Source organism: Streptomyces sp. NPDC107522 (assembly GCF_055657525.1).
The window spans coordinates 451,010-470,928 of the sequence record NZ_JBVKAU010000004.1; the positions used below are offsets into that span (position 1 = coordinate 451,010).

Consider the following 19,919-nt stretch of genomic DNA (forward strand, 5'->3'; position numbering starts at 1 on the left):
GCCGGCTCACGACAGCACGCGGTAGGTCACGTGCGTGCCGGCGCCGAGCGTCAGCGGCACGATGTGCAGCCGCAGCTCGTCGATCAGGCCGGCGGCGAGGTACTGGCTGACGATGGTCGCGCCGCCCGGAGGCGTCGAACATCCAGGCGTGCAGCCTGTCGCCCCAGCCGTCGCCACCGTCGCCGAACGGGCGTTCCTCGCTCTGATGGAGCCCGGCCGAGTACCCGTCGGCCGAGATCGTGATGTCGCAGATCACCCTGCTCATACGGTCGGTCACTGCTCCGTCGTCCCCGTAGCGGCCTTCGTCGCCTTCGGACCGGGTGCAGAGCGTGTACCCGGTACAGCGGCCATCGTGGTCGGAAGCACCCGGTCGGCCCGCCGGTCTCCCGTACCCGTCGCTGCCGCTGAGGCCTGCGTCGGCCGACAGCCCCCGCAGGAGTAGCGTGGAACGAGGATGAGCCGTCGGCCCACCTTCACGAGCCGCTGCCCAAACCGCACAGGCAGGTGAGCACAGTGCCCGGTACCGATCCCCCGCCCGCGGCGGGGCTCCTCCCGGACGGCCTGTACGACTCCGTACGCCCGGGCTCGGCGCTCCTGCGGCTGGAGACGACGCATGACCGCCGGGGAGTGCTGGACGGCGCCTGGTGGCCGCGCTCCCGTGATGTCGCCGCCGAGCTGCCCGGTCTGATCGGCGCGCTGAGCGAACACCTCGGGCCGATCGCACGGGTCGGCCTGGACTCCGCCGCCTGGGACGGACTTCCGACACGCCTGGTCGTCGACGGCCGGGTGGTGCACATCGACGCGTCGTCCGTGGGCGACGACACCGTCCTGGTCACCCGAGGCGATCAGGACCTCTTCTCGCTGCTGGTCGTACCGCCGGACACGCCGCCCGGCGCGGCGCGGGCGGCGATGGCCCAGGCGGTGCGTGCCGACAACGTCAAGGGGGCCGGGCGGATACTCGTCGACACCGGTGCCCAGCCCCTCTCTTCCCCTTACGGCAGTGGAGACAGGGGGCAGGCATGATCCGCGCGGCCGATGTCCGGGAGTGGCGCGAACACGCCGTGGTCGACCCCAAGGGGCACAAGATCGGCACACTCGAAGCCGTCTACGTGAACACCGCCACCGACGAACCGGCCATGGCCACGGTCCGTACCGGGCTGCCCACCCGTCAGCGCCTGGTTTTCGTCCCGCTCGACGAGGTGGTCCTGGGGCCGGGGTACGTCAAGGTCTCCCACGCCAAGGGGACGGTGCGGAAGGCGCCCTCCATCGGGACGGACGACGTGCTGCCCGCCGAGCAGGAGGAGACGATCTTCCGCTACTACGACATGGCGTACCAGCCGGGTGCGCACGGCGAACGTCAACTCGCGCGGCGCTGACCCCGCCAGGAGGTGGTCGGGTTGCTGGTGACCTTTCTGCTGCTTCTGCTGGTGGCCGTGGTCCTCGGAATCATCGGTGCGGCGGCGGACGGCCTGGGCTATCTGCTGGCCATCGGTGTCGTGCTCTTCGTGGCCGATGTGGCCTTCGCCGCAGTGGTGTCCCGGCGCGTTGCCCGGCGTCCCGTGCGCTGACCGCTCGCGCCGTTCGCAGTCCGGTCTGCGCGGCGGGGGAAAGTCTGCAGCGGCCAGACCACATCTCCGTGCCCGCCGGAGTTAGGGTTGTCGCACGAGGCAGATGGTGCCGAATCCCGCGGCGCACGGGTGCCGCGCACGCCCGGGCCGCTCCCCGCGCCCCCGAAACGAAGGTGCTATGCCCGCTGATAACGCCCCTGTCGCCGGGAACCTCGACGACGACGACTACCCCGCCTACACCATGGGGCGGGCCGCCGACGTCCTAGGCACCACTCCGGCCTTCCTCCGGGCCGTGGGCGAAGCCGAGCTGATCACTCCCCTGCGCTCGGAAGGCGGCCATCGCCGGTACTCCCGCCGCCAGTTGCGCATCGCGGCCCGCGCCCGTGAACTCGTCGACCAGGGCACCCCCATCGAGGCCGCGTGCCGCATCGTCTCCCTCGAGGACCAGCTCGACGACGCCCTCCGCCTGAACCAGGAAATGCGCCGGAAGCTGGCCGAGCGCGGCACGGATACCTAGTCCCGCCGCTACAGAAACGAAGACCGCCGCGGGATAAGAATTCCTGAACGATACCGAAAACGCATGAGGTCTTCCGCCCGACCTGTGTTAGCGTGATAGCAGTTGCAGTTTTGGTTACCAGAGACTTGATTCTTTGCAGAGCTTTCCGGAATGCTTCCGGAGGGGTGATCACAGCGGCGACTCGGACCCGTAAAGTGCGGAGTCCGGCACTGCCCCCCAAGGGAGATTCAATATGGCATCTGGCACCGTGAAGTGGTTCAACGCGGAAAAGGGCTTCGGCTTCATCGAGCAGGACGGCGGCGGCGCTGACGTGTTCGCCCACTACTCGAACATCGCCACCAGCGGCTTCCGCGAGCTTCAGGAAGGCCAGAAGGTTACCTTCGACGTCACGCAGGGCCAGAAGGGCCCGCAGGCCGAGAACATCGTTCCTGCCTGACGCCGACGCGTCACACGAACCTTGTGACTGGGGCCCGCACTCTTGGGGTGCGGGCCCCAGCTCGTTGCTCTCCCGGATCCAGTGTTATCCGGGATTTTCCGCGTTCTTGACAGCCCCGGCATCAGGCCGAGCGGGCTCGTTTCAGTATTTACCTCGGCTCATTCTTGCGAATCCTCGTGCGGCTTCCGCTGCCGGCTGGAATTCCTCGATACGCCGCATCGAGGAAGGTTCCTCCATGAACCGCACCCGCAGTACCGGCCGCGGCTCCGGCCGCTTCCGCGCCCAGGAGAAGGGCCGGCAGAGTCCCCGTCCGGGCACCGGGCGAAACAGTGGCCCACGGGCACGCGGCGCCGCACGCCCACAGGAGTTCACCCTGCCGGTCACCGTCACCGAGCCACTGCCGGCGGTCGCGACGTTCACCGAGCTGGACATGCCCGCACCTCTGCTGGCCGCGCTCGGCACCGAGGGCGTGACCGTGCCCTTCCCGATCCAGGCGGCCACGCTGCCGAACGCGCTGGCCGGACGGGACGTGCTGGGCCGCGGGCGCACCGGCTCCGGCAAGACGCTCGCCTTCGGCCTGCCCGTGCTGGCACGGCTGGACGGGCAGCGGGCCCAGCCCCGGCAGCCGCTGGCCCTCGTCCTGGTTCCCACCCGGGAACTGGCCCAGCAGGTCACCGACGCGCTCACCCCCTACGCCCGCGCCCTGCGCCTGCGGCTCGCCACCGTCGTGGGCGGCATGGCGATCGGCCGCCAGGCCAGTGCGCTGCGCGGCGGCGCCGAGGTCGTCGTGGCGACGCCCGGCCGTCTCAAGGACCTCATCGAGCGGGGCGACTGCCGGCTGGACCGCGTCGCCGTCACGGTCCTGGACGAAGCCGACCAGATGGCCGACATGGGCTTCATGCCGCAGGTGACCGCGCTGCTCGACCAAGTCGCTCCGGGCGGCCAGCGGTTGCTGTTCTCGGCCACCCTGGACCGCAACATCGACCTCCTCGTGCGGCGCTACCTGCACGACCCGGTGGTGCACTCGGTCGACCCGTCCGCGGGCGCCGTCGCCACCATGGAGCACCATCTGCTGCACGTGCACGACGACGACAAGCACACCACCGCCACCGAGATCGCCGCCCGCGACGGACGAGTGATCATGTTCCTCGACACCAAGCACGCGGCCGACCGGCTGGCCAAGCACCTGCTGTCCGTCGGTGTGCGTGCCTCGGCCCTGCACGGCGGCAAGTCCCAACCGCAGCGCAACCGGACGCTCGCCCGGTTCAAGGACGGCCATGTCACCGTCCTGGTGGCCACCAACGTCGCCGCCCGCGGCATCCACGTCGACGACCTCGACCTCGTCGTGAACGTCGACCCTCCCGGCGACCACAAGGACTACCTGCACCGCGGCGGCCGTACCGCCCGCGCCGGCGGGTCCGGCACCGTCGTCACCCTCGTCCTGCCGCACCAGCGGCGCGCGGTGGACCGTCTGATGGCGGACGCCGGCATCACCGCGCGCACCGCCCGGGTCCGCCCGGGCGAGGCCGAACTGCAGCGCATCACCGGCGCCCGGACTCCGTCCGGTGTACCCGTCACCATCACCCCGCCGGCCACCGAACAGGGCGAACGCACGGGATCCGCCGACCGCGCCCGAAGCGGACGGGCCAACGGGCGGGGCCGGAGGGGACGGGCCGCCGGCCGTGCAGGGACCGGGCGGGCCGCCGACCGTGGGGGAGCCGGACGGGCGGGTGACCGTGGGGGAGCCGGACGGGCCGCTGCCCGCACCGGGCGCTCCGCCCCGAGGAACAACCCGTAGCCCTGGCAGCCCGCTGGCCGGCAGCCCGGAGCTCCGTGCCGGGCGGGGCAGATGGACCTCGCTGCCGACCCGACGAAGAGGAGAAGCCCTTGACGCCGATTCCGCCGCCCGCGCGGCAGGCCGGGAACACCGACGGCACCGGTCTGACCGCCAGGGACGCCATGTACGCTCCCGGACCCCAGGTGGACGACCACATGACTGTCGACGTGGCTCTGTCCGTGCTCATCGGTGCCCGCGTCCCGCACCTGCTCCTCGAGGACGAGGACGGGCGGTGCGCGGGGCTGGTCACCCTCGCCGAGCTCTCCGCGCACCGCGGCGGCTCGTGGTACGGCGACCGGACGCGGCTGCGGGACATTTCCTTCGACCGCGGACCGTTCACCTCGTCCATGGCCGAACTCGGCGAGGCCGAAGCCGCCATGCGGGTCCGGGCCCTCGACGTGTCCCCCGTGATCGACGAGCACGGATACGCCCTGGGCGTCCTCTCGCTCACCCACTGACCGCTGCCGCACGGTCGGCCCCTGACGGTGTTTCTCCCCCAACTCTGTGGAGGCATCCATGCGTTGTGTCATCGCCCGTTTCCCCTTCGACCTGGTCAAGAGCGAGGTCGAGCAGTCGATGAGCGGCATCAAGCCCGAACCCGTCACCGGCGTGGCCGTCACCATCGGCCGCCGCGTCTACTCCGTGATGCAGGTCGGGGAAGTCATCACCAAGCAGGACCGCCGCGACTTCACCGCGGGGGAGATGCGCCGGGCCCTGACCCGACTCGGCTTCACCTGCCACAACGCCCCCGCGATCACGCCGCCCAGGGACGCGGCGCGCCCCGACGAGGGTGTGCTGGGCTGGTGAAACAGTTCGGCTCCTGCGCGCGCCGACACCCGGCGTCCGGCTAGGCTCCTGAGGCATGAAGCGCCCTGACGACCTGCTCGTCACGATCGCCGCGATGGTGGAGTCGCAGCACAGCAGCCGGATGTCCCTGACCGTGGTGATCCCGGGAGCCGTCCTCACGGGACGGCTCGCCCCGGAAGCCCTGTGGAAGGAACGCGTGGCCGAAGTCCTGCGGGACTCCGAACACCTCGGACGGTTCGCCGCCGCGTTCACCCCGGACCGGGGCAGCGGCGACCGCCGACCGGAGCAGGACGACGCGCCACCCACGCACCTCCACTTCCACGTCGCCCGAATTCTCCAGGGAAGCTTCGGCATCCCGGAGACAGGAGGCATGTACCGCGTCGCGATCGAGGACGTGAGCGCGTGGACCATCGGGGACATCGGCTACTCGGACCAGTGAGGGCCCGGCGGTCGGCGAAAAGGCGTTACAGGCGGAAGCCCGTGAAACGGTCGCCGTACCGTCGCAGTTTCTAAAGGCGTACGGCGATCAGGGCGATGTCGTCGCGTGCGCCGCCGCTGACGCCGAGGTGGGCGAGGAGTGCGTCCGTGAGGTGTTCGGGGCTGAGGTGGGCGGAGTGGCAGACCGCGTCGCACAGGCGGTGCAGGCCCGCGTCGATGTCCTCGCCCCGGCGTTCGATGAGCCCGTCGCTGTAGAGGACGAGGGTGTCGCCGACGGTGTAGGCCACCTGCGACTCGGCCCGCTCGACGTGTTCGGCGTGCGCGCCGAGCGGTGGGTCGGTGGCCTGGTCGAGGAGGTCGCAGGTGCCGTCGGCGTGCAGCAGGACCGGGGGCGGGTGGCCGGCGCTGCTGTAGGCGATCACGTGTGCGCTCCTGTGGATCACCGCATGGACCGCGGTGGTGGTGAGGGCTCCGTCCACAGAGAGGGCGTACCGGCACAACACCTCCAGGGCATGGGCGGGTCCCTCGACGGTTCGGGTCGCCGCGCTCAGGGCGCTGCGGAGCATGCCCATGACGGCAGCGGCCTCCAGGCCGTGGCCGACGACGTCGCCGACCGAGACGGCGAACGAGCCGTCGGGCAGGTCGATCACGTCGTACCAGTCGCCGCAGACGTTGAGCGAACCCACGGCGGGCAGATAGCGCACCGCGATGTCGGGGTGGTGGCGGACCAGGTCCGGGGAGGTGAGCATCGCCTCCTGCAGGGTGACGGCGACCTGGCGCTCGCGGGCGTGGGCCCGGCGCAGTTCGTCGTTGAGGCGCTGCAACTCCTGGGCCCGGGCGTACAGCTCCGCCTCGAGGGCCTCCGGTTCGACCGTCACCTCGTCGTGGGCCTCTTCACGGCGTGAGCGGCGCGAGTGGACGAACTCCGTCACGTCCTCGACCCGGTGGATGATCCAGGCGACCGTCCCGTCGGGGGCGACGACCGGGGTGTTGATCGGGGACCACCAGCGCTCCTCGAACGCACCCGGCCGGTCCACGACGGGGATGTCGTACTTCTGCAGCGCCATGGTGTCGCGTTCCCGGGTGGCCAGCACCCGGTGCAGGGAGGCGCTGAGGTTGCTCACCCCGTCCGCGTCGGGGTCCGCCGGGTTGTCGGGGAAGGCGTCGAAGATGTACGTCCCGACCAGGTCGTCCCTGGTGCGCCGGGTCGCCCGCAGATAGGCGTCGTTGACATCGACGATCACCAGATCGGGGCCGAGGACGAGGTACGGGCTCGGGGTGGCGGCGAACAGCGCCGCGTAGTCGATCCGCGCTGCGCCTGCCGTGGTGTGCGTGGCCGGTGTGTGCGCCGCTGGTGTCTGCCTGCGTGATGTCATGGCTGCTGCCCGCCATCCCGGGGCCCCTGGGATTCCCACCTCTCAATGTACGAGTCAGTCATGACCCGTGGCGCCGACGATGGCGGAGAAGATCCGGTCCTGCGGTGTGGTCGGCACATGGAAGAAGCCGTTGTTGCGGCCCAGCCGCAGCACCGCCGCCTCGTCCGCCACGGCCTTGACGTCCCCCAGGTTGTGACTGATGAGGATCACCCCGATGCCCCGCTCGCGGAGTTCGTCGACGAGGTCGAGGACATGGCCGGTCTGCGGGACCCCCAGCGCCGCGGTGGGCTCGTCGAGGAGGAGGGCCCTCGGCCGGCCGAGGAGCGCGCGGGATATCGCCACGGTCTGCCGCTGGCCCCCGGACAGCGAAGCGACCGGGGCACGGACGTCGGGGACACGGATGCCCAGCGCGTCGAGCTGCCGTCGGGCCTCGCCCCGCATGCCGCCGCTGTCCATCAGCCGGAACAGACGGCCCCGTACACCGGGGCACCGGCGTTCCTGTCCCAGGAACAGGTTCTCGGCGACATCGAGGTTGTCGCACAGCGCCAGGTTCTGGTACACGGTCGCGATGCCCAGGCGCTGGGCGATCCGGGGGGTCCTGACATGGACGACCTGGCCCTCCCACTCGATGACGCCTTCGTCGGCGGGGTCGACCCCGGCGATCACCCTGATCAGGGTGGACTTGCCGGCACCGTTGTCGCCGAGCAGGGCGACCACCTCCCCGGCGTGCAGCTCCAGGTCGACGTCCTTGAGGGCCTGGACGGCGCCGAACCGCTTGGAGACTCCGCGCAGCGAGAGAAGAGGCGGACCGGCCACGCGCATCTCACCTTCTCCGCCAGAGAGGGGCAAATACGATATTTATTAACAATCTAGGCGCATGTGTCGATCAGAGGCCTCCCAGAAGCTGGATCCGGCCGGAAGAGGTGTCACCGATGGCACACCACCACACCGTCCGCAGGCGCAGCCGGCCACGGCGCCCCCGGCAAGGAGCCACGCTCCTCCTGGTGGGCACGTTGCTGCTGGGCGCCGCGGCCTGCGGCGGGAGTCAGGACTCCGGTGGGGGCGACGGGACCCCGAAGGTCACGATCGGTCTGGTGACCAAGACCGAGACCAACCCGTTCTTCGTGACCATGCGCAAGGCCGCCGCGGACGCCGCGAAGAAGAACGGCGCCGAGCTCATCGCCCTGGCCGGCAGGTTCGACGGCGACAACGAGGGCCAGGTCGCCGCGGTGGAGAGCCTCATCGCCCGCGACGTACAAGGAATCCTGATCACGCCGTCGAACACGACCGGCGTCCTCGGCGCCATCGCGGAGGCCCGGCGCCAGGGCATCCTGGTGATCGCGCTGGACAGCGCCACGGACCCGGAGGACGCCGTGGACGCCACGTACGCGACCGACAACGTCAAGGCCGGACGCCTCCAGGGCGCGTATGTCAGGGCCGTGCTCGCCGACCGGGCGCCCCAGCTGCTCATGCTGGACGGCACGGAAGGCTCCTCGGTCAGCCAGGAGCGTCACGACGGGTTCCTCGAGGGCTTCGGGATCGACGACGACTCACCGGCGATCCGCGGGCGGGCGAACACCAACGGCGACCGCAACCTGGCGCAGACCGCCATGGAGAACCTGCTGCAGCGCACGACCGACGTGAACTCGGTCTACACCATCAACGAACCGGTGGCCGACGGCGCCTCCGCGGCCATCGCCGCTCGCGGCCTCACCCGGCAGGTGACCATCGGCACCATCGACGGCGGCTGCGCGGGCGTGCGGGCCGTCAAAGCCGGCAAGTACGCGGCCACCGTCATGCAGTTCCCGGTCAGGATGGCCGACCGGGGCGTGGCCGCGGTCGTCGAGTTCACCGAGAGCGGGAGGAAACCGTCCGGCTTCACCGACACGGGCACGGAACTCATCACCGACCAGCCGGTGCGGGGGCTGGCGTCCCACGACACGGACTGGGGACTCCGGCGCTGCTGGGGATGACGTGCCGCTGCTGGGGATGACCTGCGTGCGCCGACCGGTGGAAGGAACCAGTAAAGGACCATGAGATCTCCCGGTACGACCAGCCCCACCGCCGAGCCGGAGCCCGGCGCCGCGCTGCGGGAGGCGCTGCGCTATGCCATGCGCACGCCGACGGCCGGCCCGCTCGCCGCCCTGGCCGTCGCCGTACTGGTCTTCTCGCTCACGACGGACACCTTCATGACGCCGGGAAACCTGTCCCTGGTGCTGCAGCAGACCATCGTGATCGGCACCCTGGCGCTCGGTCAGTCGCTGATCATCCTCACCGCGGGCATCGACCTGGCGAACGGGGCCATCGCCGTCCTCGGCACGATCGTCATGGCCAAGCTCGTCTTCGAGGGAGGCAGCCCGGTGGCGGCGCTGCTGCTCGGCATGGCCGTGGCGGTCTTCCTCGGCACGGTCAACGGCCTGCTCGTGGCCCGGCTCGGCCTGCCGCCCTTCATCGTCACCCTGGGCGCGCTGAGCGTCGTCTACGCCACGGCCAGGCTCTACTCCGACTCCCGCAGCTACCCGGTGACCAGCGACCTGCTCGACTTCTGGGGGCACGGCATCCACGTCGGCGCCGTCCTCGTCACCTGGGGGACCTTCCTGCTCCTGGGTCTGTACGCGTTCTTCTGGTACGTGCTCACCCGCACGAGCTGGGGCCGGCACATCTACGCCGTCGGCAACGCCCCCGAGTCGGCCCGTCTGACCGGCATCAACGTGCCGCGCACGGTCCTGTCGGTCTACGTCACCGCCGGTCTGCTCTACGGCATCGCCGCCTGGCAGGCCCTCGGACGCATCCCCAACGCCGACCCCAACGCCTACCAGACGGCGAACCTGGAGAGCATCACCGCCGTCGTCATCGGCGGGACCAGCCTCTTCGGCGGCCGGGGAAGCGTCGTCGGAACGCTGATCGGAGCGCTCATCGTCAACGTGCTCCGCTCCGGCCTCACCCAGGCGGGCATCGACAGCCTCTACCAGGACGTCGCGACCGGGACCCTCGTCGTCGTCGCGGTCGGCGTCGACAAGGTGCTGCGCAGGGGCGGCACGCGCTGACACGGGTACTGGCGGATACGCGCACCGACTGATCCGTACCGCTGAAACCGCCGTTCCCTATCACTGACACCGCGGACACCACACCGTGCCCCGGCCGCCCATCCGGGACCGGCGCAGGGAGGTGCCGCAGCGCGGGCAGGTGGGGGCGGGGTCGTCGCGGTGGCCGGTGAGCCAGGCGTCCCGGGGCGGGACGCAGCCGGCGGGGATCGCGGAGCGCAGGGTGCGGCGCATGTGCGTGTACAGGTGGCGGCGGTCGGCCTCGGTGAGGTCGCTCGCCCGGCGCGCGGGGTGCAGTCCCGCCCGCCACAGGATCTCGTCGGCCAGGAGATTGCCGAGTCCGGCGAGGACGGACTGGTCGGTGAGGGCCGTTTTGAGGCTGCCGCGGCGTGCCGAGAGCGCGGCCTCGAACTCCTCGCGGCTCACCGCCAGCGCGTCGGGGCCCTGGCGGTGAAGGAGGGCCGCGACCTCCGACTCGTCGTGGGCGAGCCACAGGCCCTGCAGTTTGCGCTGGTCGCGGAAGCGGAGCTGACGGTCGCGGGCCACGGTGAACAGGACGCGGTCGTGCGCCTCGGGCGCGTCGTCGGGACGGCTGCAGACCAGCCGTCCGGTCATGCCGAAGTGCAGCAGGAGGGTGGGGCCGCCGGTGCGGGCGAGCAGCCACTTCCCGTGCCGCTCCGGCTCGGTGAAACGCCGGCCTTCCAGCGCGTCCCGCAGCTGCCGCGTGCTCACGCCGTGCAGTACGCCGGTGTCGCGCACGTCGATGCGTTGGATGACCCTGCCCTTCGCGCAGGACGCGAGCACCTCCCGGAACCCCTCGACGTCGGGCAGCTCGGGCATGAGGGCGTCAGGTGGGTCACGTGCCCGACGGCCGTGGCTGTTCCGGCGGGACCGAGCTCTCGGCGACCGCCATCCACTGGTCGAGGTCGGCCTGCGTGAACTCCGGCCACGGCGGGATCTCGGGCAACCGGCGCAGCAGGTCGTACGCCTCCGCGATCTGCGGCCGGCGCAGCACGGGGCAGTGGCAGCCGGCGATGACCTCGGCGTCCAGCCGCTGGAAGTCGTCGACCACCGCCCCGAACTTCCGGCCGTCCAGCAGCGCGACCCAGGGCGAGACCAGGCGCCCGCCGAAGAACTGCCCCTCGCGGAATTCCTCCGCCGCCAGGTCGGCCGTCTCGGCCATGGGCGCGGGCACGTTCGTCGCGAAGGTGTCCACCGCCCACAGGACGTGTGTCTTCGGGTCGAAGAGGGCGCGGGTCGTGGGGTTGTCGTACAGCGGTGGCCGCTTGGCGACCAGCGTGCGGTCACCCACGTCCACCCGGTCGCCGTCGATCATGAAGCGGCACCGGTTGACCGGCGTCTCCCACTCCTCGGCCATGCGCCCGATCGAGAACCACGTCGTCAGCAGGGTCGCGTTCGGGCATTCGGCGAGGACCGGCAGGAGGTTGCCGGCATGGTCACGGTCGTCGTGGGTGAGGAAGATCCACCGCACGTCCAGCGGGTCCACCACGGACCATGCGGCCTCCAGCCACTGCGACCGCACGGCCGGCGCGCCCGTGTCCACGAGCACCGGCTCGGCTCCCCGGATCACCATCGAGTTCATCGGGAAGTGACCGACCGGCGGCGCCTCAAGGGCCCACGGGATGACGAACGTCTCCTCCGCGATCCGGTACGGCTGCAGAAGACTGAAGGTTTCCATCGAGGTCATCGCTGCTCTCCCTGGTACGGGTCGGGTCGCAGCGCCTGTCCATCCAGTCCAGCCCCAGGGCACGCCTGCGTCAAACGCAGGGACGGGCACCTACCAGGTCGCCCCCCTCAGCGGCCGGCATCCGTGCCGCGCAGTTCGTCGGCGGCGTCGTGGTAGGCCCGGGCGGCCCGGGTGAAGTAGTCGAAGAGGACGTCGAGTTGGTCCGGCGTGTAACCGCCGAGGATCTCGCCGATCCGCTGCCGCGCGGGGGCCATGACGTGGTCCAGGTCGGCGGGTTGGCCGACCGGTTCCACGACGACCTTGCGCCGGTCCGAGGGGTCGGGTGCGCGACGGACGTAGCCGGCCTGTTCCAGCCGGTCGATCAACCGGGTGGTCGGACCGGTCGTCAGACCTGTGCGTTCGGCCAGTTCGCCGGGGGACATGGCCCCGGACAGCTGAAGGATGTTCAGCGCGTACAGGTCGGTGGCCCCGAGGTCGCAGGCTCGGGCGCTGGCGTGACCGTGCAGCAGCACGGCGCTCAGGTAGCGGCGGTAGACCTGGCTCGCATCGGATCGCGCGGACGGCGTTGACACAGTCCTTTCCACTCCCTAATCTCTTCTTCAACGCAGAGAAATCTTCTCAGCAGTTACTTCTCCCATGAAGCTATCATGAAGGGGGCATGATGAGCACCGACACGATCACCCGGGACACGGCCACCTCGCCGGAACCGACGGCCACCGACGTCCCGCGTCGCTCTCGCCGCCGTACCGTCAAGCGGGCCCTGGGAGGGACCGCGCTGGCCCTGACGCTCGCCGCCGGAGCCGGCTACCTGTGGCTCGACGCGACCTCCGACGTGCACAACGTCGGCCAGAGCGACTGCACGGCGGTCACCCCGGCCTTCACCCGCACCGCCACCGGCACCGCGACGGCGACGGACCACCTCGCGGTCTGCGGCGTGCTCGACTCGCTGACCGAGGCATGGGGACGCGGGGACGCCGGCGCGTACGGGGAGCACTTCACCGCGGACGCCACCTACACGACCTACGTCGGGACCCACTACCAGGGCCGCAACGACATCACGGCCGCCCACCGCGCCCTGTTCGACGGGTTCCTCAAGGGCACCGGGCTCGCCGACTCCTTCCTCGGCATCCGTTTCTACGGCCCCGACACCGCCGTCGTCACCAGCCGCGGCGACACGTACGCGGGCACGCCCAAGAAGGCGGGCGACCTGTCCAAGACCCAGACCAACACGCTGATCCGCGAGGACGACCGCGGCTGGCGGATCGCCGCCTTCCACAACACCGAGCGTCAGTCCGTCATGGAGCGCATCTCGTTCCTGTGGGACCCGTCCACGAAGCCGGAGGCAGAGAAGTGATGACCCACCTGACCCGCACCCCTGCCGACCCCGCACGCGAAAGCGACGTCGCGGCGATCCAGGCCCTCCTCGAAGAAGGCCGCGCGGCATGGAACCGGGGTGACGGAGCCGCGTACGGCAGGTGCTTCACCCCTGACGCGACCGACGTGACCTTCGTCGGCACCGTCTACCGCGGCGCCCAGGAGATCGGCCGCGCCCATCAGGCCCTCTTCGCCGGTTTCCTCAAGGGCACGGAGCTGACCCTCGACATCACCGACATCCGCTTCTACGGCCCCGACACCGCCGTCGTCGTCACCCGCGGCGACGTCGGCAAGGGCAGGCCGAAGCGGCTGGGCAAGCTCGCCACGTACACGGTCGTCCGCGAGCCCGGGGGTGCCTGGCGGATCGCCGCCGTCCAGAAGACCCGGCGCAGGCCCCTGATGGAAGCCGTCTCCTTCCGGCTCCAGCCGGCCGCCCGCCCCACGACGCGTCAGCCGTCCTTCAGCTCCGCCATGTCCCTGGACGACCGGGGGCTCTGGGCGGGAATACGGGGCACGGAGCCGTAGCGGCGGGTGCGGCGGGCGTACTGTTCCAGCGCGTTCCACAGGTCGCGGCGGTCCACCTCGGGCCACGGGGTGTCCAGGAACAGCAGCTCGGCGTAAGTGGCCTGCCAGGGAAGGAAGTTGGAGGTGCGCTGGTCGCCGCCGGTGCGCAGCAGCAGGTCGACGTCGGGCAGTTCGGGGACGTGGAGGCGGCGGGCGAAGGCGTGTTCGGAGATCCCGCCGGGGTCGATCCTCCCGGCGACCGCCTCCCGGGCGAGCTGCGCCGCGGCCGCCGTGATCTCGGCGCGGCCGCCGTAGTTCACGCACAGGGTCACGGTCAGTCCGGTGCGGTCGCGGGTGGCCCGCTCGGCCTCGACAAGGGTCTCGATGACCTCGGCAGGCAGACGGGAGCGCAGCCCGGCCCAGCGCACGCGGACGTCGAGCGGCCGAGCGTCGTCCGTCAGCCGGCGGAGGGACGTGGGGATCTCGTACATCAGCGCCTGCAGTTCGCCGGCGGGACGTTTCCAGTTCTCGGTGGAGAACGCGTACACGGTCAGGTACTTCAGGCCGATCTCCAGCGCGCCGTGAACGACGTCGATCAGCGCCTCGGCGCCCGCCCGGTGGCCGTCGGTGCGGGGCAGGCCGCGGGCGGTGGCCCAGCGGCCGTTGCCGTCCATCACGATCGCGACATGGCGTGGCACGGCCTCCGCGGGCAGCCGGGGCGGGCGGGCACCGGACGGGTGGGGGGTCGGCGGGGCGGTCGGGCGCCGCTCGGCGGCGAGTCGGCGCACTTCACCGGCCAGCCCTTCGGGTTCGCGTACGTCGGCCGGTGCCAGCGGCGGGCAGGGCCGTACGGGGAACGGGAACAGGCCCCAGGCCAGCGCCGCCCGCGCCCGCGCCGGAAGCAGCACGCGCAGCCGGGCGCTCCGCGGCAGGGCCGGGCGGCGCCGCAGCAGCGCGGCGGGGTCGTCGGCTGCGACCTTGAGCTGCAGCCGGTACAGCTCGGTGTACGTGCCGAACGCGATGCCGACCGCCGGGTGCAGCAGGAGTGGCAGCGGGGTCCGGTCCAGCCAGGTGCGGGCCCGGTCGGCCAGACGGCGCACCATGTCCTCGAACGCGGGGGTGGCGCGCCGGGCCAGCAGGTCCGCGCGGCTCACCCCCGCCTCGTCCAGGGCTTCCTGGGGCAGCGGTACGTGGCCGCGGTCCAGGTCGTCGGAGAGATCGACGAGGCTGTCGGTGAGGTAGACGGCGTCGGCGGCGGTCTGCCACGCCACCGCCGCTTCCGGCACGCCCGCGGCGATCGCCTCCGGTTCGGCGGACAGGCCGGCGGCCCGCAGCAGCAGCGAGCCCGCACGCAGCGCGAACGGGACGACGATCAGTCTGCTGTTGCGCCGCCACTCCTGCCAGGTGGCGAACTGCCGCCCGTGGACGTCCTGGCGCAGCTCTTCGAACTGTGTGTGCAGGAACGCCGGCGGCAGGTTCCAGGTCTGCATGGTGTGGATGAGCGCCTGTCGCACCGGGTCGGTGCCGCGGCCGTCGCGCAGGTCCGCCTCGAACGCCGAGATCCACGCTTCCAGCCGCCCGGCCTGCCCCGGGCCCGACTCGCCGGGGGATTCGGTCGCAGCGCCAGGAGGGTCGGCCGCGTCGACCAGGGTGTCCACGGAATATCCGGCGCCGAACAGCGCCCATGTGGCGATCCGCAGCGGTGGCGGCATCAGCAGCGAGACGGCGTACTCGATCTCGCCCTGCGCGCGGGTGGCACGGCGGCACGCCTCGTAGCCGCGGCGCAGGGCCGGATCGTGGATGCCGCTGCGTCGGTAGACCCAGGCGGATGGCGCGGCGGAGTGGCTCACTTCACGTGTCCTCTCGGTTCGAAGACGCCTGCTGCGGGACCCAGGCCAGGGCCAGCGCGCTGCCGACAGCGGTGAGCAGGAAGCCGAGGAGCAGGCCGCCGAGGTTGGCGGCGACCAGACTGACCAGGGACAGTACGGCGGCCAGGACGCCGGAGAACCAGCGCAGGGCGGGGTTGTGCCACGTCGTCACACCGGCGACGACGAACAGGGCGCCCAGGGCCCACGAGGCGGCGCCCGCCGTGCCGGTGAACCGCAGGAACCCGAGGCCCACCCACGAGACGCAGATCAGCTCCAGCCCGCCGAGCCCGAGCAGCAGCCCCGCCGCGAACGGACGGCCCCGGCGCCACGCCCGCCACTCGGCCCACAGGTCGGACCGGGTCTCCGTGGTCGTCGAACCGCTGGTCGGCGGGCCGCCGGTCGTCGCGCCGTTGCTCACTCGGCCGCTCGTCATCGGGCCACCGCTCATCGGCCCGCCCCCAGCACGCAGCCGCCCTCGCCCCGGCGCAGGTCGATGGTGACGCCCCGCGAGGTGATCGTCCCGGCCGTGAAGGAGTGCGGCTTCGTCGTCACCCTGCTGCCGCTGACCTTCTCGGCACCGACGGTGAACAGGCCCGTGGGCCGCTCCAGGGACACCCGCGGGGTGTCGAATCTCGCGCCGGAGAGCTTCACCGCCCCGGCCGTCGCCTTGCCCGCCTCCACCGTCAGCCCGGTGGCGGAGGCCTGCTCGATCCGTACGACGGCCGTCACCGCGCCGATGACCGGCAGCCGGGTGGTGGAGGTCACGCAGGCGTCCTCCACGGTGGCCCGCTCCATCCGCGTGGCCAGCGCGGGCAGCACCCCGCCGCGCCCGGAGGCGCCCGGGGAGGCCGACACACCCGACCCGGACACCCGCGCGGCATGCACCGTGACCGGCACCTCCCCCGCGAACGCCACGGAGACGGCCCCTGCGGCGCTCCCGGCCAGCAGGACGGAGGCACCCGCGAGCAGGGGCGCAAGAGCCAGGGCGAACCGCGGTCGGCTCGTCCGCCCGGCATGGGTCGTCACGGGGACGTTCTTCTCGATCACGCCCGGCCCAACGATCCCCCCGGACCGAAGTACCGCCCAGCTCACCATCGGCTGATACGACAGCACGGTCGGTTGCCGCGGCGGGGACCGTTTGGACACGCTTCCGGCCGGTCCCACGGGAGCGTGGGACCGGCCGGGGTGGTTCCTACCGTGAGCGCGTGCGCTCGGGGAACCGTCAGAGGGTGGTGCCGGGGTCCCCCGGCCGGATGCGTCCGCGCCAGCCGCCGGTGCCGCTGCCGCTCTCGACGTAGTCCTTGAAGCGGCGCAGGTCTCCCTTCACCCGCCGGTCGATCACGCCCAGCGCGTCGGCGCCCTTCTCGGCGAGGCCGGTCGGCTCGACGTCCATCGTGAGCTCCACCCGGGTGTGCGTGTCGTCCAGCCGCTCGAACCGGACCGAGCCACGCTGCTCGGTGTCGCCGCCGATGGACCGCCAGGTGATCCGGTCGTCCGGCATCTGGTCGATGATCTCCGTGTCGAACTCGCGCCGCACCCCACCGATGCTGGTGGTCCAGTGGTTGTGCCGGTCGTCGAGCTGGGTGACCTCGTCGACGCCTTCCATGAAGTTCGGGAAGTCCTCGAACTGGGTCCACTGGTCGTATGCCCTGCGGAGCGGGACCTCCACCTCGACCGTTTCCTTGACCGTGCTCATTGATCCCTCCTGGTCCGCTGTCTCGCCGGGGCCGGCCCTGTTCGTACACCGGCCGCCGGTGCGTGTTCCGAGCCCCGGGTACCCGTCCGCGTGTCACCTCACCATGGCGGGAACTCGGCGGCCATGAACGCTGAGACAGAGCTCCGCAGCTCCTACTGGCTGGAAACCGCACCACCCGGCGAACCCGCTCCCCCACCGGCCGACGACCTCTCCGTCGACGTCGCCGTGGTCGGCGGCGGCATCGCGGGGCTCAGTACGGCCTGGGAACTGGTGCAGCAGGGACATGAGGTCGCCGTCCTGGAGGCGGGGCGCCTCGCCGCGGGCGTCACCGGTCATACGACGGCCAAACTCACCGCCCAGCACACCCTGATCTACGACCGCCTGCGCCGCACCCGCGGACCGGAGGGCGCCCGGCTGTACGCGCGCTCGCAGACCGCCGCGATCCGGCACGCCGAGGAGATCGTGCGGGAGCTGGGCATCGACTGCGACTGGGAGGAGGCGGCGGCGTTCACGTACGCCGAGAAACCGCAGCGCGTGAGGGAGCTGCGGGCCGAGGCGGAGGCGGCACGGGAGGCCGGTCTGCCCGCCGAGTTCGTCACGGAGACGGAGCTGCCGTTCCCGGTCGCCGGTGCGGTCCGGGTGACCGGGCAGGCCCAGTTCCATCCCCGGAAGTACCTGCTGGCACTCGCGGACGACCTGCGACGGCGCGGCGGCTCGGTCTACGAGGACACTCGGGTCGTCGGCCTCGCCGAGGGCGAACCCTGCGTGCTCACGACCGACGCCGGTGTGTCCGTGCGCGCCCGCGACGTCGTGATCGCCACGCACTACCCCGTCTTCGACCGCGCCCTGCTCTTCACCCGGCTGTCCCCGCGCCGCGAGCTGGTCGTGGCCGCGCCCATCGACGAGGAGCAGGCGCCGCGCAACATGTACATCACCCCGGAGCAGGCCACCCGCTCCGTCCGCACGGCGCCCCTCGGCGACGGCAAACGCCTGCTGATCGTCACCGGGGAGCACTTCACGCCCGGCACCGCCGACGTCGAGGAACGGTTCGGCCGGCTGACCGCCTGGGCCGGCGCCTGCTTCCCCGGGCTCACGTTCACCCACCGTTGGGCCACCCAGGACAACGACTCCACCGACACCGTCCCGCTCGTCGGGCCGCTCCACCCCGGCAGCCGGCACACCTATGTGGCGACCGGGTTCGGTGGCTGGGGAATGAGCGGCGGCATCATGGCGGGCCGCCTGCTCGCCGACCTCGTCGCAGGACGGAAGGTCGAGTGGAGCGGCCTGTACGATCCGCGCCGCCTGGCCTCCGTGGTCCGCGAGGGAGGGGCGTTCCTGAAGCACCAGGCCCAGGTTGCCCGGCACTTCGTCGGCGACCGGATCCCGCCGCTGACCGGGCCGCTGACCGGGCCCGCGCCGGAGGAGATCGCCCCGGGAGACGGCGCCGTGGTGCGCATGGGCGGAGGGCAGTGGGCGATCCACTGCGACGAGAAGGGCGGGCTCCAGGCGGTCTCGGCCCGCTGCACCCACCTCGGCTGCATCGTGGCCTTCAACCGCGCGGAACAGGCGTGGGAGTGCCCGTGCCACGGCTCCCGGTTCGCCCCGGACGGCCGGGTCCTGCAGGGTCCCGCGGTACGGCCGCTGCGCAAGCGCGACCTGTGAGCAGCGCGCCGCCTGAGCAGCACGCCCCCTGAGCAGCACGGCGTTTGATGACCACCGCCGAGGGAACCCGGCGGGGCGTGATCGATGGCCCGTGGGCTGAGCCCCGCGGGCTGAGGAGTTTCGGAAGCAGAGAGAAGTTGAGGCGCCGTGATCGCGCGCACTGCCGAGAAGAAGGTCCTGAAGGTACGCGAGACCGGTTGGACGAAGGCCCGTCACCTGCGGGGCAAGGCCATCCGTACCTGTCTCCCCGCGGTGGAGGACGGCAGTTCTCCGCGCTCGGCCCACAAGAGCGCCGAGTGGAACATCGTCCGGGGCGAGGACTGAGGGCGCCCGCGCGGCGTCGGAGCGGTCGTGAAAGCACTCGTCATCAACTGCACCCTCAAGAAGTCTCCGGAGTCCTCCAACACCGAGGCGCTGGCCGCGGTGGTCGGGCGGCGGCTCTCCGAGCAGGGCGTGGAGGTGTCCTCCGTACGGGCCGTCGACCTCGACATCGCCCCGGGCGTGGTCACCGACGCGGGTGACGGCGACGAGTGGCCCGGGGTCCACGCGCGGCTCCTGGAGTCGGAGATCCTGGTCATCGCCTCGCCCACCTGGCTGGGCCGGCCGTCGTCGGTGGCACAGCGCGTCATGGAGCGCATGGACGCGATGATGTCCGAGACGGACGACGAGGAGCGCCCGGTCGCCCACAACCGCGTGGCCGGTGTGGTGGTCACCGGGAACGAGGACGGCGCGCACCACGTCATCAGCGAGATCTCCGGGGCGCTCGCGGACATCGGCTACACGATTCCCGGCCAGGCGTGGACCTACTGGCACCTCGGCCCCGGTCCCGGCCCCGACTACCTGGACGAACAGCGGGGACGCGACTGGGCTCACCGGACCGGTCGAGCCATGGCCGACAACCTCTGCGGAGTCGCCCGGGCGCTGGCCGCGCGGCCGCTGCAGGCACCCGGCTGACGGCAGTTGGCCCAGGGCGGTCCACTGAGGGCGGTCGGCTCAAGAGGGGTCGGCTCAAGAGGGGTCGGCTCAAGAGGGGTCGGCTCAAGAGGGGTCGGCCGTTCGGCCGGTGACCGACGCCCTCGCCTCG

Annotated in this window: 26 protein-coding genes; 16 read left to right on the forward strand and 10 right to left on the reverse strand. The window is 71.6% G+C overall.

Features of this window, described 5'->3' with window-relative positions:
* Window positions 1-6 precede the first annotated feature (6 nt).
* Complete coding sequence (locus tag ACZ7L6_RS16040; protein WP_471924157.1) at window positions 7-177, reverse strand: dihydrofolate reductase family protein; 171 nt, start codon at window positions 175-177, stop codon at window positions 7-9.
* Window positions 178-513: 336 nt separating this feature from the next.
* Between ACZ7L6_RS16040 and ACZ7L6_RS16045 the strand changes: the two genes are divergently transcribed.
* From ACZ7L6_RS16045 to ACZ7L6_RS16085, 9 genes are all read left to right on the forward strand, one after another.
* Complete coding sequence (locus ACZ7L6_RS16045) at window positions 514-1,023, forward strand: DUF5994 family protein (RefSeq protein ID WP_471924159.1); 510 nt, start codon at window positions 514-516, stop codon at window positions 1,021-1,023.
* Complete coding sequence (locus tag ACZ7L6_RS16050; protein ID WP_471924161.1) at window positions 1,020-1,376, forward strand: PRC-barrel domain-containing protein; 357 nt, start codon at window positions 1,020-1,022, stop codon at window positions 1,374-1,376. The genes ACZ7L6_RS16045 and ACZ7L6_RS16050 overlap by 4 nt, the downstream gene beginning before the upstream one ends.
* Window positions 1,377-1,397: 21 nt before the next feature.
* Entirely contained in the window at window positions 1,398-1,568 is a 171-nt protein-coding gene (locus ACZ7L6_RS16055; protein ID WP_471924608.1) for a hypothetical protein, read from the forward strand.
* Between the two features lie 178 nt (window positions 1,569-1,746).
* Complete coding sequence (locus tag ACZ7L6_RS16060) at window positions 1,747-2,085, forward strand: MerR family transcriptional regulator (protein ID WP_471924163.1); 339 nt, start codon at window positions 1,747-1,749, stop codon at window positions 2,083-2,085.
* A gap of 232 nt (window positions 2,086-2,317) precedes the next feature.
* Complete coding sequence (locus ACZ7L6_RS16065; RefSeq protein WP_007383480.1) at window positions 2,318-2,521, forward strand: cold-shock protein; 204 nt, start codon at window positions 2,318-2,320, stop codon at window positions 2,519-2,521.
* A gap of 235 nt (window positions 2,522-2,756) precedes the next feature.
* Window positions 2,757-4,319 (forward strand): DEAD/DEAH box helicase, encoded by a 1,563-nt coding sequence (locus ACZ7L6_RS16070; RefSeq protein WP_471924165.1) that lies wholly within the window; start codon window positions 2,757-2,759, stop codon window positions 4,317-4,319.
* A gap of 89 nt (window positions 4,320-4,408) precedes the next feature.
* The gene (locus tag ACZ7L6_RS16075; RefSeq protein ID WP_471924167.1) at window positions 4,409-4,816 is read left to right on the forward strand and encodes a CBS domain-containing protein; all 408 of its coding nucleotides are present in this window, start codon (window positions 4,409-4,411) and stop codon (window positions 4,814-4,816) included.
* Window positions 4,817-4,874: 58 nt separating this feature from the next.
* A complete protein-coding gene (locus tag ACZ7L6_RS16080; RefSeq protein ID WP_433044123.1) occupies window positions 4,875-5,165 on the forward strand; it encodes an SCO5918 family protein in 291 nt (96 codons plus the stop codon).
* Window positions 5,166-5,220: 55 nt separating this feature from the next.
* Window positions 5,221-5,604: a hypothetical protein gene (locus ACZ7L6_RS16085; RefSeq protein WP_471924169.1), complete on the forward strand. Its 384-nt coding sequence runs from the start codon at window positions 5,221-5,223 to the stop codon at window positions 5,602-5,604.
* A gap of 70 nt (window positions 5,605-5,674) precedes the next feature.
* Here the strand turns inward: ACZ7L6_RS16085 and ACZ7L6_RS16090 are convergent, their stop codons facing one another.
* Together ACZ7L6_RS16090 and ACZ7L6_RS16095 are read right to left on the reverse strand one after the other, a co-directional pair.
* Window positions 5,675-6,979 (reverse strand): PP2C family protein-serine/threonine phosphatase, encoded by a 1,305-nt coding sequence (locus ACZ7L6_RS16090; RefSeq protein WP_471924171.1) that lies wholly within the window; start codon window positions 6,977-6,979, stop codon window positions 5,675-5,677.
* A gap of 54 nt (window positions 6,980-7,033) precedes the next feature.
* Complete coding sequence (locus tag ACZ7L6_RS16095) at window positions 7,034-7,801, reverse strand: ATP-binding cassette domain-containing protein (protein ID WP_471924173.1); 768 nt, start codon at window positions 7,799-7,801, stop codon at window positions 7,034-7,036.
* Between the two features lie 110 nt (window positions 7,802-7,911).
* Between ACZ7L6_RS16095 and ACZ7L6_RS16100 the strand changes: the two genes are divergently transcribed.
* Together ACZ7L6_RS16100 and ACZ7L6_RS16105 are read left to right on the forward strand one after the other, a co-directional pair.
* Window positions 7,912-8,952 (forward strand): substrate-binding domain-containing protein, encoded by a 1,041-nt coding sequence (locus tag ACZ7L6_RS16100; RefSeq protein WP_471924175.1) that lies wholly within the window; start codon window positions 7,912-7,914, stop codon window positions 8,950-8,952.
* A gap of 60 nt (window positions 8,953-9,012) precedes the next feature.
* Entirely contained in the window at window positions 9,013-10,026 is a 1,014-nt protein-coding gene (locus ACZ7L6_RS16105; RefSeq protein WP_471924177.1) for an ABC transporter permease, read from the forward strand.
* A 60-nt stretch (window positions 10,027-10,086) separates the two neighbouring features.
* On the opposite strand, the gene ACZ7L6_RS16110 is transcribed toward ACZ7L6_RS16105, so the two are convergent.
* The 3 genes from ACZ7L6_RS16110 to ACZ7L6_RS16120 all read right to left on the reverse strand — a co-directional run bounded on the left by ACZ7L6_RS16110 (window position 10,087) and on the right by ACZ7L6_RS16120 (window position 12,303).
* Complete coding sequence (locus tag ACZ7L6_RS16110) at window positions 10,087-10,863, reverse strand: Fpg/Nei family DNA glycosylase (RefSeq protein WP_471924179.1); 777 nt, start codon at window positions 10,861-10,863, stop codon at window positions 10,087-10,089.
* Window positions 10,864-10,879: 16 nt separating this feature from the next.
* A complete protein-coding gene (locus tag ACZ7L6_RS16115; RefSeq protein WP_471924181.1) occupies window positions 10,880-11,731 on the reverse strand; it encodes an MBL fold metallo-hydrolase in 852 nt (283 codons plus the stop codon).
* Between the two features lie 107 nt (window positions 11,732-11,838).
* Window positions 11,839-12,303: a MarR family winged helix-turn-helix transcriptional regulator gene (locus ACZ7L6_RS16120; protein ID WP_471924183.1), complete on the reverse strand. Its 465-nt coding sequence runs from the start codon at window positions 12,301-12,303 to the stop codon at window positions 11,839-11,841.
* A gap of 86 nt (window positions 12,304-12,389) precedes the next feature.
* Here ACZ7L6_RS16120 and ACZ7L6_RS16125 point away from each other — a divergent pair, with 86 nt between their 5' ends.
* Both ACZ7L6_RS16125 and ACZ7L6_RS16130 read left to right on the forward strand, forming a co-directional pair.
* Window positions 12,390-13,085: an SgcJ/EcaC family oxidoreductase gene (locus ACZ7L6_RS16125; protein ID WP_471924185.1), complete on the forward strand. Its 696-nt coding sequence runs from the start codon at window positions 12,390-12,392 to the stop codon at window positions 13,083-13,085.
* Window positions 13,085-13,630, forward strand: coding sequence for an SgcJ/EcaC family oxidoreductase (locus tag ACZ7L6_RS16130; RefSeq protein ID WP_471924187.1), 546 nt, complete (start codon window positions 13,085-13,087; stop codon window positions 13,628-13,630). The genes ACZ7L6_RS16125 and ACZ7L6_RS16130 overlap by 1 nt, the downstream gene beginning before the upstream one ends.
* On the opposite strand, the gene uppS is transcribed toward ACZ7L6_RS16130, so the two are convergent.
* From uppS to ACZ7L6_RS16150, 4 genes are all read right to left on the reverse strand, one after another.
* Window positions 13,555-15,459 carry a polyprenyl diphosphate synthase gene (gene uppS, locus ACZ7L6_RS16135; protein ID WP_471924189.1) on the reverse strand — a complete coding sequence of 635 codons (1,905 nt, stop codon included), beginning with the start codon at window positions 15,457-15,459 and terminating at the stop codon, window positions 13,555-13,557. The genes ACZ7L6_RS16130 and uppS overlap by 76 nt on opposite strands.
* A gap of 1 nt (window position 15,460) precedes the next feature.
* The gene (locus ACZ7L6_RS16140) at window positions 15,461-15,910 is read right to left on the reverse strand and encodes a DUF6114 domain-containing protein (RefSeq protein WP_471924191.1); all 450 of its coding nucleotides are present in this window, start codon (window positions 15,908-15,910) and stop codon (window positions 15,461-15,463) included.
* A gap of 11 nt (window positions 15,911-15,921) precedes the next feature.
* A complete protein-coding gene (locus tag ACZ7L6_RS16145; RefSeq protein ID WP_471924193.1) occupies window positions 15,922-16,524 on the reverse strand; it encodes a DUF6230 family protein in 603 nt (200 codons plus the stop codon).
* A gap of 175 nt (window positions 16,525-16,699) precedes the next feature.
* Window positions 16,700-17,173 (reverse strand): SRPBCC family protein, encoded by a 474-nt coding sequence (locus tag ACZ7L6_RS16150; RefSeq protein ID WP_471924195.1) that lies wholly within the window; start codon window positions 17,171-17,173, stop codon window positions 16,700-16,702.
* 123 nt (window positions 17,174-17,296) lie between these two features.
* Between ACZ7L6_RS16150 and ACZ7L6_RS16155 the strand changes: the two genes are divergently transcribed.
* The 3 genes from ACZ7L6_RS16155 to ACZ7L6_RS16165 all read left to right on the forward strand — a co-directional run bounded on the left by ACZ7L6_RS16155 (window position 17,297) and on the right by ACZ7L6_RS16165 (window position 19,789).
* Window positions 17,297-18,835 (forward strand): FAD-dependent oxidoreductase, encoded by a 1,539-nt coding sequence (locus tag ACZ7L6_RS16155; RefSeq protein ID WP_471924197.1) that lies wholly within the window; start codon window positions 17,297-17,299, stop codon window positions 18,833-18,835.
* Between the two features lie 147 nt (window positions 18,836-18,982).
* Window positions 18,983-19,159 carry a hypothetical protein gene (locus ACZ7L6_RS16160; protein ID WP_471924199.1) on the forward strand — a complete coding sequence of 59 codons (177 nt, stop codon included), beginning with the start codon at window positions 18,983-18,985 and terminating at the stop codon, window positions 19,157-19,159.
* Window positions 19,160-19,186: 27 nt separating this feature from the next.
* Window positions 19,187-19,789 carry a flavodoxin family protein gene (locus tag ACZ7L6_RS16165; RefSeq protein WP_471924201.1) on the forward strand — a complete coding sequence of 201 codons (603 nt, stop codon included), beginning with the start codon at window positions 19,187-19,189 and terminating at the stop codon, window positions 19,787-19,789.
* The last annotated feature ends 130 nt before the right edge of the window (window positions 19,790-19,919 follow it).

What these genes read in the sequence shown, in the direction of transcription:
- ACZ7L6_RS16050 (WP_471924161.1), top strand. Translation starts at nt 1,020, where the DNA reads ATGATCCGCGCGGCCGATGTCCGGGAGTGGCGCGAACACGCCGTGGTC.
- ACZ7L6_RS16060 (WP_471924163.1), top strand. Translation starts at nt 1,747, where the DNA reads ATGCCCGCTGATAACGCCCCTGTCGCCGGGAACCTCGACGACGACGAC.
- ACZ7L6_RS16065 (WP_007383480.1), top strand. Translation starts at nt 2,318, where the DNA reads ATGGCATCTGGCACCGTGAAGTGGTTCAACGCGGAAAAGGGCTTCGGC.
- ACZ7L6_RS16070 (WP_471924165.1), top strand. Translation starts at nt 2,757, where the DNA reads ATGAACCGCACCCGCAGTACCGGCCGCGGCTCCGGCCGCTTCCGCGCC.
- ACZ7L6_RS16080 (WP_433044123.1), top strand. Translation starts at nt 4,875, where the DNA reads ATGCGTTGTGTCATCGCCCGTTTCCCCTTCGACCTGGTCAAGAGCGAG.
- ACZ7L6_RS16085 (WP_471924169.1), top strand. Translation starts at nt 5,221, where the DNA reads ATGAAGCGCCCTGACGACCTGCTCGTCACGATCGCCGCGATGGTGGAG.
- ACZ7L6_RS16090 (WP_471924171.1), bottom strand. Translation starts at nt 6,979, where the DNA reads ATGACATCACGCAGGCAGACACCAGCGGCGCACACACCGGCCACGCAC.
- ACZ7L6_RS16095 (WP_471924173.1), bottom strand. Translation starts at nt 7,801, where the DNA reads ATGCGCGTGGCCGGTCCGCCTCTTCTCTCGCTGCGCGGAGTCTCCAAG.
- ACZ7L6_RS16100 (WP_471924175.1), top strand. Translation starts at nt 7,912, where the DNA reads ATGGCACACCACCACACCGTCCGCAGGCGCAGCCGGCCACGGCGCCCC.
- ACZ7L6_RS16105 (WP_471924177.1), top strand. Translation starts at nt 9,013, where the DNA reads ATGAGATCTCCCGGTACGACCAGCCCCACCGCCGAGCCGGAGCCCGGC.
- ACZ7L6_RS16110 (WP_471924179.1), bottom strand. Translation starts at nt 10,863, where the DNA reads ATGCCCGAGCTGCCCGACGTCGAGGGGTTCCGGGAGGTGCTCGCGTCC.
- ACZ7L6_RS16115 (WP_471924181.1), bottom strand. Translation starts at nt 11,731, where the DNA reads ATGACCTCGATGGAAACCTTCAGTCTTCTGCAGCCGTACCGGATCGCG.
- ACZ7L6_RS16125 (WP_471924185.1), top strand. Translation starts at nt 12,390, where the DNA reads ATGATGAGCACCGACACGATCACCCGGGACACGGCCACCTCGCCGGAA.
- ACZ7L6_RS16130 (WP_471924187.1), top strand. Translation starts at nt 13,085, where the DNA reads ATGACCCACCTGACCCGCACCCCTGCCGACCCCGCACGCGAAAGCGAC.
- ACZ7L6_RS16140 (WP_471924191.1), bottom strand. Translation starts at nt 15,910, where the DNA reads ATGACGAGCGGCCGAGTGAGCAACGGCGCGACGACCGGCGGCCCGCCG.
- ACZ7L6_RS16150 (WP_471924195.1), bottom strand. Translation starts at nt 17,173, where the DNA reads ATGAGCACGGTCAAGGAAACGGTCGAGGTGGAGGTCCCGCTCCGCAGG.
- ACZ7L6_RS16155 (WP_471924197.1), top strand. Translation starts at nt 17,297, where the DNA reads ATGAACGCTGAGACAGAGCTCCGCAGCTCCTACTGGCTGGAAACCGCA.